Genomic DNA, 14,327 nt, shown 5'->3' on the forward strand with positions numbered 1-14,327 from the left:
CCTTGGTCATTGCACATCGGGTGCCGACGCTTATTTCACCGGGATAAATTGCTCACCGTGCCACAGAGCCACTCGGCCTTTCTTGTCATTGACGTCTACGCGGGAGAAGGCCTTTTCTCTGCCGGGCATCACAAAATAGTTTTCCTTGCACCCTTCGGGGATCTTGTGGGTCAGACAGGTGCCATAGACCACCACTTTGAAGGTGGCATTGCCGGTGTTTTTAATTTTCCCGTTGCGAAACTGATAGTTAAATCGGTCCTGGCGCGGTGCCACCACCAGAATGGTGCCGATACGCGCCGAGGTAGTCGCCACGGCATTGCGCCGGGCACTATTTTCTTCTGCATCGCTCAAGGCCTGATCAAACCAGACAATGCGGTAATAGCGCTCCTGGGCATCGCTCGGGCCGTTGTAATAAAAGCGGATAACTTCGCGTGCGTTGGCTGGCAGCATCACGCTGGCCGGCGAAAGCAGCATTTCATCTTTCGACTCCATCGCCATGACCTGGCCTGACTCCAACGGGCTGGAAATACGTTCAACGTTGATATTCACCAGACGGCCGCTGTCGGTGGTATTTCTGATTTCTTTTGACAGGCGCGCATGGTCGCTGTGCATAAAGGCGCTGATTTCCCCAACGTCAAGGGCAAAGGCGGTCTGGCTGAGGGGAAACAGCAGGCAAAGGGCAAGATGGAATCGTTTCATGGCGCTATTCCAGATGACAGTCATCAACAACGTGAACAAGCAGGGGGAGTTCCCCCCTGCCAAATTCAAAAAACTCGGTGGATTAGATAGTCCAGGTGGCGTTGAACTCGACGCTTACGTCGCCGCTCCAGATCCCTTCTGGCAGCGTGGAGTAATCGGTAACTGCCGTGGTGCCATCGGTGGTTGCGCCAATAATGCTGAAGGTGAACTGATCCTGCGCGCTGCTACGGCTAGCAACGTTATAGCCGTTTGACAGTGCGCTCAGGTTGCCGCCCAGGATACCGTTGGCGGTATCGATCATGGTGGTTTCAGCCGTTTTCACTACCTCGGCACCGTTATAGTTAACGCCTACATTCAACGTAGAGCCGGAGGTGTCGAGCTGAGTCAGCGTGTTGGAAACCAGTTTGGAGGTCAGTTTGAATGCCGTCGCCGTGGCGTCACCTTCAACCGTGACGTCGAACAGGCCTTTCTGGCTATTAAAGCCTTTGATGCCTTCTGCGTACTGGAAAGTCAGACTGCCAATCGGCGTTACTACCAGTTTGCTGCTGGTGTCTTTCTTGGCGGTTGCAGACCAGGTTGCCAAAGCCTGCGCGGTAACGTCGGCAGCTTGAGCGGTATTCACCGCGACAAATGCAGAAACGATAGCTAATGCCAGTGTCATTTTTTTCATGGTAAAACTCCCTTAAATGTTGAATGCGATCTTTTTCGTCCTTTGACGTGACGTGCTGTGTCATTTCCACCTTGCTCTGGCAAGCCAGCTGCCAGCGGGACACCCCTTCCGGCGATATCCGCCAAAACGATGATGCCGACTAATGACCAGAAAAAGCTTAACGTCAAATCGTCATAAAAGAACCATTAACTATTAACTGACAAATATTTAGAAATTAATTCCATTTTTAATATAAATTAATGTCAGTTAACGTATAAATCACTATTCGAATTATTCAAAGCAGAACAAGACCCTTGAGATTTTTTCTAGCAGGCGGCAATTAACCATAGCCATTGCAAGGGATAATCCCCAGCATCGCAAACCCTGCCATGTGGTGATTTATCCGCCCCTGGCCTCGCCTCGGTATTGATACGCGCGCCCTATGCCGGCGCGGCCCACGGCACGCTGCCCAATCCAATCGGCGTGCATGGCAACGGCACGCAATACTGCGCACATGTGCCGGACGGCCAGGTTTATGCGCCGGTATCAGAAGGGCTAGCTACAGGAAACGATCCGGGAAATGCTCGCTACCGGTGCCCAGACATCGGTTGTCTGCTCGGCGTCGGCGGGAACCGGGTTTATGCCGCAGCGGCAAAATGCCGGATAGGCATCCGGCATTAAAGATATGCTGAGCAAAATCAGGAAAGAGGGGAATCAGATGGCACGTTTGCGCAGTGTCAGTAGCATCTTGATGAATCCGGTCCGTGTTGAGCATAATTTATTCACGATATTGCATTTATGGCTACTAACCGTTTTATACGCCAGCCGCGTACTGGTGGCGATGTGTTGCGGAGTCAGGCCGGTGACCATCATCGCCATGATGCGCCATTCGCTGCCAGAAAGCCCTTTCATCGGTGCAGGACAGGGATGGCGTTCCAGCGTCTGCGCTATACGCGGGCTTTGATAAGCCAGCTCCGCGCGGGCGGATTCGATACCGGCCAGTAATAACGCCATTCCATCGCGTTTTGATACTAACGCTATCTGCGGTATCGATGCCAATAGATGCAATACGCTGTAATTTTCTATATCGGTGAATATCACCCAGGCGGTTTCCGACCACAGACTTTTGGCTTCCAATATAAAACGTACGCCGTCAATTACCCGTTCATTGACACCGTAAAGCTCCATAATCACCGTTTGGCGCGGCTGCATTTCCAGAGCGGCGGTGATCTGATGAAAGGCCGTCGCCTGACATGAGCCGATAATACTGGGTTGTAACAGCGCCATTAATCCCTGATGCACCCAGGAGACCGGGTCATAAAATATAAAATCACCGGCAGCCATCTCTGTTTTCATACGTTCCATCGCGATATCATCCTTGCAGAATGGCACCGGTTGGCGTCGCGGCTTTATTGCTCGGGCATCACGCCAGAGTTTTAGCCCGGCGTCAACACGTGCCTCAGGTTTAAATGTTTTGTCAATTCAATGTAATTGTTCATCTTGCAGGCCATAACAGATCTCCAGGCGATATTCGCGCAATATTTTACACTTCAGAAGAAACAGGCGAGATATGCCCGAGATGTAGGAATGAACCTGATTGCTGCGTACCACCAAAATATACTCATCGGCATTACAGTCGCCGGGCTTGGTGTTGGCATATGACAAAATATCGCGATTAAAAGTGCCCTGAGAGGTAAAAGCCTGACCCGAGGTCGACATGAATACCTTGCAGCGATCGGTAGCGCCGATAAACCGTTCCTGATTACGCCCGTAACCGGTGAAGTAAATCGTCATGCCGACTGCCAGTGCGATCAGCAGCACCAGTGCAACGCCGATCGCAGCCCAACGACGCCACGGCCGCCTGTTATTGCACGGGGGTGCGACGCACGGTTCAACCGCAGGCAACCGATCCGGCAACGACGTGGCGATAATGTTTTCTTCGGCCATCGCCGATGTGGCGGGCAGCTCATCCACGCATTCGATTGCTATATCGCGACTAAGCATAAATCCAACCTTTGGTACGGTAATAATCACCTCTTCCTCAATCCCTAATGTCTTGAGTATTCGGCGTAATTTACTGACACACTGATTGAGATTATTATTACTTGATACCATACCGTAATCATCCCACACCTTGCGAAATATCACTTCTCGGCTAACCGGTTCACCATGATTGATAATCAATAGCAACAACAGGCGTTTGGTGGGATTGGAAACGGCAAGAGGATCGTCAGAAAAAACCATTAAACTCAGGCTTCCGCTGTCTGCATCAAAAAGAACATGTCCATTGATTCTATATTTCATGGTATCCACTGTTATATCTGGCGATGGGCTTTAAATGTTTTGAAAACATTAATCAATACCTAAAAAGTTAATTAAAATTATAATAATCATTTCATTTTGATTTAAATCAATTAATTAGTCGCCATCCCCATAGCGCACTACCCAAAAACTTTCATTGGCATAGGAAAATTCTCATGAGTATTAATGCAAGATTATACAAACAGAAAGGTTATTGATATAATTAATTCAAAATTTCGATAAAGTTAGTTTTTTGTTTTGCTTATTAGTTTATTTTACGATTTAAATTCTTAAAGCATGCACTAATTATTTTCTTTTAATGCGATAATAATTTACATAAAACATTAAATATATCTACATATCGGATTATAATCGTCTTATTCAAACGTCGTTTACCGCCGGGCAAGCTAGCCCGGCTGACGACGACCTGTACCAAAATAGCAGTAAAACGCAACTCATATGCTTGGTTTTACCCCCTCTGCGGCAGGTTTATTCTCCGGCGATCATCAGCGCGATATTTGTCTGCAAGATTGCCTCGCGGGCGCTTTCCGGCAAATGGACGTCGGTAATAATGGTATCAAAGACGCCGATCGGTAGCGCCAGATAGGTTGCCACCTTGCCATACTTGGAGCTGTCGCTTAACAGTACCCGGCGTCGGCTGGCGTCGATAATCGCCTGCTTGACCATCACCTTGTCTTCATTTGGCGTCGACAAGCCGCGCATACTCCATGACGACGCAGAAATAAAGGCCAGATCGATGAACAGATTGCGCAGCGCCTGAGCGGCAGCGGCGCCAACGCAGGAACGGTTCTCGCGACACACCGTGCCGCCGGTGTGAATGATTTTGCACTGGCTGGTTTCTATCAGGTAGCCGGCAATAACAAAGTCATTGGTCACCACCGTTAAATCATCACGTTCGCCAATCTGCCTGGCCAATGCCAGGGTGGTGGTGCCTGCGTCCAGATAAATACAGCTATTGGGCGGGATCTGGCGTGCGGCCAGTGCGCCGATGACAGCCTTCTGCTGACTGGACATGCCTTCTTTATCCTGATGGGAAGGTTCAATCGCCACCCGTTCCGCAGACTGTACTCCGCCGGACACTGTGACCACCGCCCCCTGCTCTTCCAGTTTTTGCAGATCCCGGCGGATGGTCATATGCGATACGGCCAACCGTTCGGTCAATTCTGCGATGCTGACCACGCCGCGTTCGGCGACCAGAGCCAGAATTTGTTGATGACGTTCTACAGGGATCACGACTTGCACTCATCTCGTTAGTGATAATAAATGTGATTTTACGTCAATTTTCGTGCGGGCACAGCACCACCTTGTCAGCGCGTGATCGCCATCCCAATGAAAAGAATCATTACATAACATTTAAAAACAAAAGGTTAAACCACCCACCTTCAGGCATCCTGCCCCATTCCCTTATAAATACACATGTTAATTATTGTGAAGAGGATCACCTACACGGCGTAAATAAACGCTTATATTTAACACAACAAAACAAATTATCACTAAAATTAACACGAGGTAGTTATGACACAGCCAGGTGATTACGCCGTTTGCATCGTCGGTTTGGGATCAATGGGCATGGGTGCGGCACAGTCGTGCGTCAAGGCCGGTTTGTCCACCTACGGTGTCGATCTTAACCCCCAGGCGCTAGCGACGCTGCAACAGGCTGGCGCAAAACAGGCCGCCACCAGCGCAGAGGCCTTCGCCAGCGACCTGAACGCCGTGGTGTTGCTGGTGGTGAATGCCGCGCAGGTCAAACAGATTCTTTTTGGTGACAACGGGCTGGCTGCGCGGCTGAACCCCGGCACGCCGGTGATGGTGTCTTCGACCATTTCTGCCGCCGATGCCCAGGAAATCGAGCGCCAGCTGCAAGCGCACGGCCTGCTTATGCTGGATGCACCGGTGTCCGGCGGCGCGGCCAAGGCTGCCGCAGGGGAAATGACGGTCATGGCCTCCGGTTGCGCAGAGGCGTTTGCCCTGCTGCAGCCGGTGCTGGACGCGGTGGCCGGCAAGGTGTACCGCATCGGTGAACAGATCGGCCTCGGCGCTACGGTGAAGATTATCCACCAGCTCCTGGCCGGTGTGCACATCGCTGCCGGTGCCGAAGCGATGGCGCTAGCCGCCCGTGCCGGTATCCCGCTGGACGTGATGTACGACGTGGTCACCAACGCGGCCGGCAATTCCTGGATGTTTGAAAATCGCATGCGCCACGTGGTCGACGGCGATTACACGCCGAAATCGGCAGTAGACATCTTCGTCAAGGATCTGGGGTTGGTGGCCGATACCGCCAAAGCGTTGCACTTCCCGCTGCCCCTCGCGTCCACCGCCTTCAATATGTTCACCTCCGCCAGCAACGCCGGCTACGGTAAAGAGGACGACAGCGCAGTGATCAAGATTTTCTCCGGCATTAACCTGCCACAGAAGAAGGAGCAGCCATAATGTTGCTTGGAGTTATTGCAGACGATTTTACCGGCGCGACCGATATCGCCAGTTTTCTGGTGGAAAATGGTCTGCCGACGATACAACTCAACGGCGTGCCACAGGATGACAGCCCGCTCGCCGCGCAGGCGGTGGTGATCGGCCTGAAGTCACGTTCATGCCCAGTGGATCAGGCAGTCGAACAATCGCTACAGGCGCTGGCCTGGCTGCAACGCCAGGGTTGCCAACAATTCTATTTCAAATATTGCTCCACCTTCGACAGTACCGCACGGGGTAATATCGGCCCGGTCACCGACGCACTGCTCAACGCGCTGGGTGAAAACCAAACGGTGATCTCGCCAGCGCTGCCGGTGAACGGCCGCACGGTATATCAAGGCTATCTGTTCGTTATGGATCAGTTACTGTCAGAATCCGGCATGCGCCACCATCCGGTGACGCCAATGACCGACAGTAACCTGCTGCGTTTGATGGAAGCGCAGGCAGAAGGCCGCTGCGGCCTGGTCAACGCCAGCGAAATCGATCGCGGCGCAGCGGCAGTACAGGGCAAACTGCGCCAACTGGCGCAGCAGGGTGTGCGCTATGTCGTGCTGGACACTCTGAACGAACAGCATCTGCTGACGCAGGGTGAAGCGCTAAAAAGCATGAAGCTGGTAACCGGCGGCTCCGGCCTGGCGATTGGCCTGGCGCGCCAGTGGGCGCAACCGGGCCACCATAAGGCACAGGCCGCCGGGGCACCGCAGGGAGCCAAAGCGGTGGTACTGTCCGGCTCCTGTTCTACCATGACCAACCGGCAGGTTGCCTGTTATCGTCAACAGGCGGCGTCGCACGCCATTGATGTGGCACGTTGTATCGCCGCAGACGATCGTGCCGCCTATGCCGGCGAATTAAGCGACTGGGTACAACGGCAGGCCGCCGCCAACGCGCTGGCCCCGCTGGTGTACGCCACCGCCGAACCGGACGCCTTGCAACAAATCCAGCGCCAGTATGGAGTAGATGCCGCCAGTCATGCGGTCGAAGCGTTGTTCGCCGCGCTGGTGCAGCTATTGCACCAAGCCGGGTTCAGCCGCTTTATCGTTGCCGGTGGTGAAACCTCCGGTGTGGTGACTCAGGCGCTGGCCATTCGCGGTTTCTACATTGGACCATGCATTTCACCCGGCGTGCCCTGGGTGCGCGCCATCGAACAACCTGTCTCACTGGCCCTGAAGTCGGGCAATTTTGGCGATGAAAACTTTTTTGCCAGGGCGCAAACGGAGTTTCCACTATGACGTTGACCACTGAGCAACTGCTTGCCGCCGAACAACGATCGCGTGAAGAAATGGTGCGCCTCGGTGCATCGTTCTTCCAGCGTGGCTATGCCACCGGCTCCGCCGGCAACCTGTCGCTGCTACTGGCGGACGGTACGCTGCTGGCGACGCCGACCGGTTCCTGTCTGGGGGAGTTGCAGGCCGAACGCCTGTCGAAAGTCAGTCTGAGCGGCGAGTGGCTTTCCGGCGACAAGCCGTCAAAAGAGATCAGCTTCCACCGGGCGCTGTACCTGAATAACCCGGCATGCAAAGCGGTGGTGCATCTGCACTGTACCTATCTGACCGCTCTGTCCTGTCTGCAGGGGCTGGATACCGAAAACGCCATCAAGCCGTTCACGCCGTACGTGGTCATGCGGGTGGGAAAAGTCCCGGTGGTACCGTATTACCGTCCAGGCGACGAGCGGTTGGCACACGACCTGGCCAAATTGGCCCCAACGCATCGCGCTTTCCTGCTGGCCAACCACGGCCCGGTAGTGACCGGCGCGGATCTGCGCGCCGCGGCCGACAACACCGAAGAGATGGAGGATGCGGCGAAGCTGATTTTCACGCTTGGCGACCGCCCGATCCGTTATTTGACCGATGACGAAATTGCCGAGTTACGGAGTTAACCATGCCTAAATTTGCTGCCAACTTATCGATGATGTTTAACGAATTGCCGTTTCTTGATCGCTTCGCCGCCGCCGTAAACGCCGGTTTCAAAGCGGTAGAGTTCCTGTTTCCCTATGACTACCCGGCCGATCTGCTGGCAGAAAAACTGCGCCAGCATGGCCTGCAACAGGTGCTGTTCAACACCGCGCCGGGCAATGTCGGCGCTGGCGAATGGGGACTGGCGGCGCTGCCGGGCCGGGAGCTGGACGCGCGGGCCGACATCGACCGTGCGCTGAGCTATGCGCTGGCGCTCGACTGCCCTAACGTGCACGTGATGGCCGGGGTAGTTCCGCCGGGCGAAGACGTCCGGCGCTATCGCGATACCTTTATCGACAACCTGCGTTACGCGGCCGATACCTATGCGAAACACGGCATCAAGGTGATGATCGAAGCGCTCAGTCCACAGGTGAAGCCGAACTATCTGTTCTCCAGCCAACACCAGGCGGCGGCACTGCAGGCGGAGATCGATCGAGCGAACGTGTTTATCCAGTTTGATTTCTTCCATGCCCAATTGGTCGACGGCAACATCAGCGGGCTAATCGCCTCGCTGGCGGGCCGCTACGGACATATTCAAATCGCCTCGGTGCCCGATCGTCATGAGCCGGACAGCGGCGAGCTGGACTATGGCTGGCTGTTCGAACGATTGGACCAGCAGGGTTACCACGGCTGGATCGGTTGTGAATACAAGCCGCGCGGCGAAACCAGCGCCGGGCTTGCCTGGGTAACCCCCTATTTATAACCGCCGAACGCGCCAACACCAGATTACTGCCCAATAGCAAACATAAAAACTAAACGCACCCGTATCGCCCTGCCAGGCGATCGCGGTGCCGAACGCTTACCCCGAGGCTACACCATGTCTACCACAATGTTACTGTTAATCGCCCTGGCAGGCGTATTGCTGCTCCTGCTGATGGTCATCAAGGCCAAAGTGCAGCCGTTTGTCGCGCTGCTGGTTGTCAGCCTGCTGGTGGCGCTGGCCGCCGGCATTCCTACCGGTGAGGTCATGAAAGTGATGACCGCCGGCATGGGCGGCGTGCTCGGCTCGGTTACCATTATTATCGGCCTGGGTGCCATGCTCGGCCGGATGATTGAACATTCCGGCGGTGCGGAATCGCTGGCGCAGCGTTTCAGTCAGGCACTGGGGCCCAAACGCACCATTGCCGCGCTGACTTTGGCGGCGTTCATTCTCGGCATACCGGTATTCTTTGACGTCGGATTTATCATTCTGGCGCCAATTATTTACGGCTTCGCCAAAGTGGCCAAAGTCTCGCCGCTCAAGTTCGGCCTGCCGATGGCCGGCGTGATGCTGACGGTGCACGTCGCGCTGCCGCCGCACCCGGGCCCGGTGGCCGCCGCCGGCCTGCTGGGCAGCGACATTGGCTGGTTGACCATCATCGGTATCGCCATCTGTATCCCGGTCGGCATCATCGGCTACCTGGTGGCGAAGTACCTCAACCGCAAAACCTATCCATTGTCCATCGAGGTATTGGAACAACTGCAGCTGGCGGCACCGGAACCGCCAACGGCAGACCAGGCACCGCTCAGCGATCGCCTGAACCCGCCGAGCGCCGGGCTGGTGTCGGCACTGATCGTCATTCCCATCGCCATCATCATGCTGGGTACCGTTTCCGCCACGCTGCTTGAACCGGGTAATGCGTTACGTGATGTGCTTTCATTGATTGGCGCGCCGGCAGTGGCGCTGATGATTGCTCTGGCGCTGGCCTTTTACTTCCTGGCTGCACGTCGTGGCTGGAGCCTGCAACACACCAGCGACGTGATGGGCGCAGCCCTGCCCACCGCGGCAGTGGTGATCCTGGTCACCGGTGCCGGTGGCGTATTCGGCAAAGTGCTGGTGGAATCCGGCGTCGGCAAAGCGCTGGCGGAGGTATTGACCACCGTTGGGCTGCCACTTATCCCCGCGGCGTTCATCATCTCGCTGGCGCTGCGCGCATCGCAAGGTTCCGCAACGGTGGCAATTTTGACCACCGGCGGGTTGCTGTCTGAAGCGGTGAGTGGGCTGAACGCCATTCAGCTGACGCTGGTGACGCTGGCCACCTGCTTCGGTGGGCTGGGACTGTCGCACGTCAACGATTCCGGCTTCTGGATCGTCACCAAATACCTCGGCCTGTCGGTTGCCGATGGCCTGAAAACCTGGACCGTGCTGACCACCGTCCTCGGCGTCAGCGGCTTCCTGTTTACCTGGTTGGTGTGGTTAATGATATAACGTTTATCATCCCTTTGCTGCGGGTGGCGTTGGTACGCTGCCCGCATAGATGCTGGAGCAGCAAATGAACCTCTACACCACCGCCCCGCTGTTAGTCACCGACCGTTTGATTCTGGATAGCCATACCATTGACGATTTTGACGCGATAGCCGCCCTGTGGGCCGATCCGCAGGTGGTGCGCTATATCGGCGGCACGCCGCGCGATCGCGAAGACAGCTGGGGCCGCCTGCTACGCTACATCGGCCATTGGCAACTGTTAGGTTACGGCTGCTGGGCAGTGCGTGAAAAAGTCAGTGGAGCCTTTATCGGCAGCATCGGCTTTATCAACTTCCAACGGGATATCACCCCACCGCTGGATGCGCCGGAAATGGGCTGGACGCTGGCCTCGGCGGCACAAGGCAAAGGGTATGCCACCGAAGCATTGCAAGCGGCTCTGGGCTGGGCGCAAGCGCACCTGCCGACGGATAAACTGTTGTGCATCATTTCGCCAGAGAATCGCGCATCGCTAAAGCTGGCGGCCAGGGTTGGTTTCAGCGAAAGCCACCGCACCGAGTATCACCAGAAACCGATCGTCGTTATGCAACGCCCCCGTTAAGGCGTGGCGTGCTGCCGCACCCGTTGAATAAAATTATCCCGCAGCGCATCCGGCCGGCGCTGTATCGGTTGCTCAGTGAACCGCAGAGGGTCTGAACGCGACGCCCGCAGCGCGCGTTTTTCGCAACGGCCTACCCGCACCAAGGGTGATGACGCCAAGCCGCAGGCAAAAAAAATCCGCCCGAAGGCGGATTTTTGTCGCGGGGGCCACCGAAGCGGCTCACCAACGGGAATTCTTAGAAACGGTAGCCTACGCCAACGCTCCAGATGCCAACGTCCACATTGCGGATGCGGCTCTGCTCGTAGCCCACGTCCAGAGCAACTTCCTGGATTGGGTTGAACTGCATACCAGCACCGTAGCTGAAGCCGTAATCGCTGCTGCCGCCACGGTGAGAACCGTTTTGTGCGTTATCAACGTTTTTACCGTAGCCCACACCGATCACACCGTAGATGCTTGCCCAATCGTTGAAGCGGTAAGCTGGACCTGCGGTGATAGAGTTGTACTGAGCTTTCTTGTATTGACCAGCTTCAGCACGATCTTTTTCCAGGTGGGTGAAGGAACCGATAACACCCAGTGGGCTGTTGTCGAACTCGTAACGGTATTTCAGATTGAAACCGTCTGCTTTGTTAGCAACACCTTGAAGGTCGCCTTGAGCATAGCCACCGGAGACGGTGCTCTGACCAGCGAAAGCGGTACCTGCGGTCACTGCTAATACACAAGCTGCTACTGCGGAAAGACATGCAATTTTTTTCATAACCACCTCAAACGCGTTTTATTATTAAGTACATCCATTTGTCATGCATTGAAAATATAACAAAAATTAGCGTGAAACTCTGCCCTGAAATCGATGTCTAACACTTAGTATCGTGTAACAGAAAATTTCAAGAACAACGCATCTGCTTCATTTCGCTTAATTTTCGGGCGTATTCTAAACTTTTATGTGACAAAAATCACCTATTTAATATCCAGATAAATCTTAAACAATTGCGCACTTTTTGCACTAAACCACCACTTTTACTTAAACGAAACGTTTAATTCCCTGCTTTCCACGCTTTTCTCAGACAGATAGACAGCATTTCATTTACACTCAAACACCTCTGTTTAGTGTGCTCCTGCCGGCCGGTGGGGGTAGTGTTCAAGAAGGCTGAAAGGATGTCGTCTCCTACTGCAAAAACCTCTGCCAGACTGCTGCCGATTTGTCTGCTGCTGGTCGCCATGGTATCGATTCAAGGCGGTGCATCACTGGCGAAAAGCCTGTTCCCGCTCGTGGGCGCCGAAGGCATTACCACGCTGCGCCTGAGTATCGGCACCGTGATTCTGTTTGTCATATTCCGGCCGTGGCGTATGCGCTTTGCCGCCGGTAGCCGCCTGCCGCTGCTGATTTATGGCCTGTCGCTCGGTGCCATGAACTATCTGTTCTATCTCTCGCTACGGACCGTCCCGCTGGGTATTGCCGTTGCCCTGGAGTTCACCGGGCCGCTGGCCGTGGCGATGTTTTCTTCACGCCGGGTGGTTGATTTCATCTGGGTCGCGCTGGCGATGGTCGGGCTGTGGTTCCTGTTGCCATTGGGTCATGACATGGGCAGCATCGACCCGTTAGGTGCGGCCTGCGCGCTAGGGGCCGGCGCCTGTTGGGCGGTATATATTATCTTTGGGCAAAAGGCCGGAGGCGATCACGGCCCCGGCACCGTCGCCGTGGGTTCGCTGATTGCCGCGCTGGTGTTCTGCCCGATCGGTGCCTGGCAAACCGGCAGCGCACTGCTCAACGTGGATATCCTGCCGCTGGCGCTGGCGGTAGCTATCCTGTCCACCGCGCTGCCTTATTCCCTTGAGATCATCGCACTGCCGAAAATCCCGGCGCGCACCTTCGGCACGCTGATGAGTCTGGAGCCGGCGATGGCCGCCCTTTCCGGCATGATCTTCCTCAACGAGCACCTCAATGGCATCCAGTGGCTGGCATTGGCGGCGATTATCACGGCGTCGATGGGGTCCACGCTGACCATTAAACCCAAACCGCAAATCAAGCAGCTCAGTTGACCGCAGTCAGCCGGCTTGCTGACCGGCTGACCTGGCGAGGTTGACGACGTGCGGTTATTCCACGGCGATCGGCTGTTGCACCAGCTTGACCTGATTCCCCCCTTGCAGCTCCTTGACTTTTTGCTGGTACGCCTGCACTTGTTCAGCATTTTTCAGCAAGGTATAACGCAGTTCAAAATCAGTGCTCTGGCCCGGTTGCAGCTGCTTGATGCGCCCTTGCTCGCGTTCGATTTTCACCGGATAGGCATAGTTGGTGCCCGGTTCAATACCGGTCACGTAGCCTTGCCGTTCGGTATCGGTATTTTTCCACAGTGTCAGGAATGGCAACTGCCGGGTATCAAACCCGATGGCCACGCCGCGGTCGCCCTGCCGGTTGCTCAGCATCGCCAGCGTTTTGCCCTGGGCATCGGCATACGGCACGATATTGAATACCATCTCGTCATAGCCCTTGGTTGGCCCCTGATAACGCTGCCATTCCGTCAACCCAGCCTTGGCGTAATCATTGAACGGTGAAATTTCCTTGATTGGCGCACTGAACGTTGCCCCCTCTTCCAGCAACGGTTTGCCGAAGTTGCTGTGGTAGATGATTTGGTAATCGCGCGGGTAATCCGCCCGGTTGGTTAACCGGTCGTGGAGGGTAAAGCTCTCCTCCCCCGGCACGTAACGCAATTCCGTCCAGGTTTCCAGGTTGCTTTTCTTGAAGGTGTTTTCCTTCAGCAAACCGCGGATACGCACGGCATACGGCGCTTTGTCATCAATCTCCACCACCACCTTGGACGCTGGCGTATTGCCGGCCCGGCCATGCAGGGTATACAACGTGCCGTTTTCCACTCCCGGGTGTCCGGTCCATTCAAATCCGCAGCGCACCATCATTTCATTAAAACCGTCCAGCCAACCGAGGCCATTGCGGCTATCAAGATTGATATACGCCGGATTGACCACCTCGGTAACCGGCGAATCCCAGCCCAAACGTACCCCTGAGCCATTCACATGCAGAATGTCCATGCCACGCGTTGGGCTGAGGGCAATGGTCAGCCCCGGGCTGGTCAAGGTGATCACTTTCGATCCCTCCTGTTTGCCGCCATGCAGGATCTGCTGCTGCACGCTGAAACGTGGTCCCGGCAAGTTCAGCTTTTGGCTGTCGGTGTGCCAATTGCCTTGTTCGATGCCTTTTTCACTGTCGGTCAATACAAAGCTCTGCGCTCCGGCATATCCGGAAATCAAAGAGATGGTGATTGAAACTGCGATTAGCGTCTTCATTTTTCCTGCCCTTGTGGTTAGCTGAAAGGTTTTAGCTAAAGCCAGCACAAAGTAGATTTTCATCGTGGGTGAAAATGCGAAGCGGGTCACTTTTCGAAAAAAGACGTATTTCCGCGCAGTTAATACGTGACGAATGGCAAATTTAAATGGAAAAGATAA

General features: G+C 55.0%; 14 protein-coding genes. 7 read left to right on the top strand and 7 right to left on the bottom strand.

Annotated elements, in window-relative coordinates; translation table 11 throughout:
* Positions 1–30: 30 nt before the first annotated feature.
* From NYE85_RS20005 to ygbI, 5 genes are all read right to left on the bottom strand, one after another.
* Positions 31–699, bottom strand: a complete 669-nt coding sequence (locus tag NYE85_RS20005) for a hypothetical protein (RefSeq protein ID WP_259006493.1) — start codon at positions 697–699, stop codon at positions 31–33.
* A gap of 82 nt (positions 700–781) precedes the next feature.
* Entirely contained in the window at positions 782–1,369 is a 588-nt protein-coding gene (locus NYE85_RS20010) for a common pilus major fimbrillin subunit EcpA (protein WP_259006494.1), read from the bottom strand.
* 693 nt (positions 1,370–2,062) lie between these two features.
* Positions 2,063–2,713, bottom strand: a complete 651-nt coding sequence (locus NYE85_RS20015; RefSeq protein WP_259006495.1) for a LuxR C-terminal-related transcriptional regulator — start codon at positions 2,711–2,713, stop codon at positions 2,063–2,065.
* A 117-nt stretch (positions 2,714–2,830) separates the two neighbouring features.
* Positions 2,831–3,652, bottom strand: coding sequence for a winged helix-turn-helix domain-containing protein (locus NYE85_RS20020; RefSeq protein ID WP_259006496.1), 822 nt, complete (start codon positions 3,650–3,652; stop codon positions 2,831–2,833).
* A 486-nt stretch (positions 3,653–4,138) separates the two neighbouring features.
* Positions 4,139–4,903 (bottom strand): DNA-binding transcriptional repressor YgbI, encoded by a 765-nt coding sequence (gene ygbI, locus NYE85_RS20025; protein WP_259006497.1) that lies wholly within the window; start codon positions 4,901–4,903, stop codon positions 4,139–4,141.
* 282 nt (positions 4,904–5,185) lie between these two features.
* On the opposite strand from ygbI, the gene ltnD reads away from it, so the two are divergent.
* From ltnD to NYE85_RS20055, 6 genes are all read left to right on the top strand, one after another.
* On the top strand, positions 5,186–6,100 hold the full coding sequence (gene ltnD / locus NYE85_RS20030) for an L-threonate dehydrogenase (protein WP_259006498.1): 915 nt from the start codon (positions 5,186–5,188) through the stop codon (positions 6,098–6,100).
* Positions 6,100–7,365 carry a 3-oxo-tetronate kinase gene (gene otnK / locus NYE85_RS20035; protein WP_309600883.1) on the top strand — a complete coding sequence of 422 codons (1,266 nt, stop codon included), beginning with the start codon at positions 6,100–6,102 and terminating at the stop codon, positions 7,363–7,365. Before ltnD ends, otnK begins: the two co-directional genes overlap by 1 nt.
* On the top strand, positions 7,362–8,012 hold the full coding sequence (gene otnC, locus NYE85_RS20040) for a 3-oxo-tetronate 4-phosphate decarboxylase (RefSeq protein WP_259006499.1): 651 nt from the start codon (positions 7,362–7,364) through the stop codon (positions 8,010–8,012). Before otnK ends, otnC begins: the two co-directional genes overlap by 4 nt.
* 2 nt (positions 8,013–8,014) lie before the next feature.
* Complete coding sequence (gene otnI, locus NYE85_RS20045) at positions 8,015–8,791, top strand: 2-oxo-tetronate isomerase (RefSeq protein ID WP_259006500.1); 777 nt, start codon at positions 8,015–8,017, stop codon at positions 8,789–8,791.
* Between the two features lie 114 nt (positions 8,792–8,905).
* Entirely contained in the window at positions 8,906–10,276 is a 1,371-nt protein-coding gene (locus tag NYE85_RS20050; RefSeq protein ID WP_259006501.1) for a GntP family transporter, read from the top strand.
* Positions 10,277–10,340: 64 nt separating this feature from the next.
* Positions 10,341–10,871 carry a GNAT family N-acetyltransferase gene (locus NYE85_RS20055; protein ID WP_259006502.1) on the top strand — a complete coding sequence of 177 codons (531 nt, stop codon included), beginning with the start codon at positions 10,341–10,343 and terminating at the stop codon, positions 10,869–10,871.
* Positions 10,872–11,106: 235 nt separating this feature from the next.
* On the opposite strand, the gene ompX is transcribed toward NYE85_RS20055, so the two are convergent.
* Positions 11,107–11,625 (bottom strand): outer membrane protein OmpX, encoded by a 519-nt coding sequence (gene ompX / locus NYE85_RS20060; protein WP_259006503.1) that lies wholly within the window; start codon positions 11,623–11,625, stop codon positions 11,107–11,109.
* A gap of 398 nt (positions 11,626–12,023) precedes the next feature.
* Between ompX and rhtA the strand changes: the two genes are divergently transcribed.
* Positions 12,024–12,908, top strand: coding sequence for a threonine/homoserine exporter RhtA (gene rhtA / locus NYE85_RS20065; protein ID WP_259006504.1), 885 nt, complete (start codon positions 12,024–12,026; stop codon positions 12,906–12,908).
* Positions 12,909–12,962: 54 nt separating this feature from the next.
* Here the strand turns inward: rhtA and NYE85_RS20070 are convergent, their stop codons facing one another.
* Positions 12,963–14,168, bottom strand: a complete 1,206-nt coding sequence (locus NYE85_RS20070) for an aldose 1-epimerase family protein (protein WP_259006505.1) — start codon at positions 14,166–14,168, stop codon at positions 12,963–12,965.
* Between the last annotated feature and the right edge of the window lie 159 nt (positions 14,169–14,327).

The organism is Serratia sp. AKBS12 (assembly GCF_024793895.1).
Classification (GTDB): Bacteria; Pseudomonadota; Gammaproteobacteria; order Enterobacterales; family Enterobacteriaceae; genus Serratia_F.

Coding starts and splice junctions, on each gene's coding strand:
- NYE85_RS20070 (WP_259006505.1), bottom strand. CDS start 14,168: ATGAAGACGCTAATCGCAGTTTCAATCACCATCTCTTTGATTTCCGGA.
- otnC (WP_259006499.1), top strand. CDS start 7,362: ATGACGTTGACCACTGAGCAACTGCTTGCCGCCGAACAACGATCGCGT.
- NYE85_RS20020 (WP_259006496.1), bottom strand. CDS start 3,652: ATGAAATATAGAATCAATGGACATGTTCTTTTTGATGCAGACAGCGGA.
- NYE85_RS20015 (WP_259006495.1), bottom strand. CDS start 2,713: ATGGAACGTATGAAAACAGAGATGGCTGCCGGTGATTTTATATTTTAT.
- NYE85_RS20010 (WP_259006494.1), bottom strand. CDS start 1,369: ATGAAAAAAATGACACTGGCATTAGCTATCGTTTCTGCATTTGTCGCG.
- ltnD (WP_259006498.1), top strand. CDS start 5,186: ATGACACAGCCAGGTGATTACGCCGTTTGCATCGTCGGTTTGGGATCA.
- otnK (WP_309600883.1), top strand. CDS start 6,100: ATGTTGCTTGGAGTTATTGCAGACGATTTTACCGGCGCGACCGATATC.
- rhtA (WP_259006504.1), top strand. CDS start 12,024: ATGTCGTCTCCTACTGCAAAAACCTCTGCCAGACTGCTGCCGATTTGT.
- NYE85_RS20055 (WP_259006502.1), top strand. CDS start 10,341: ATGAACCTCTACACCACCGCCCCGCTGTTAGTCACCGACCGTTTGATT.
- NYE85_RS20005 (WP_259006493.1), bottom strand. CDS start 699: ATGAAACGATTCCATCTTGCCCTTTGCCTGCTGTTTCCCCTCAGCCAG.
- NYE85_RS20050 (WP_259006501.1), top strand. CDS start 8,906: ATGTCTACCACAATGTTACTGTTAATCGCCCTGGCAGGCGTATTGCTG.
- otnI (WP_259006500.1), top strand. CDS start 8,015: ATGCCTAAATTTGCTGCCAACTTATCGATGATGTTTAACGAATTGCCG.
- ompX (WP_259006503.1), bottom strand. CDS start 11,625: ATGAAAAAAATTGCATGTCTTTCCGCAGTAGCAGCTTGTGTATTAGCA.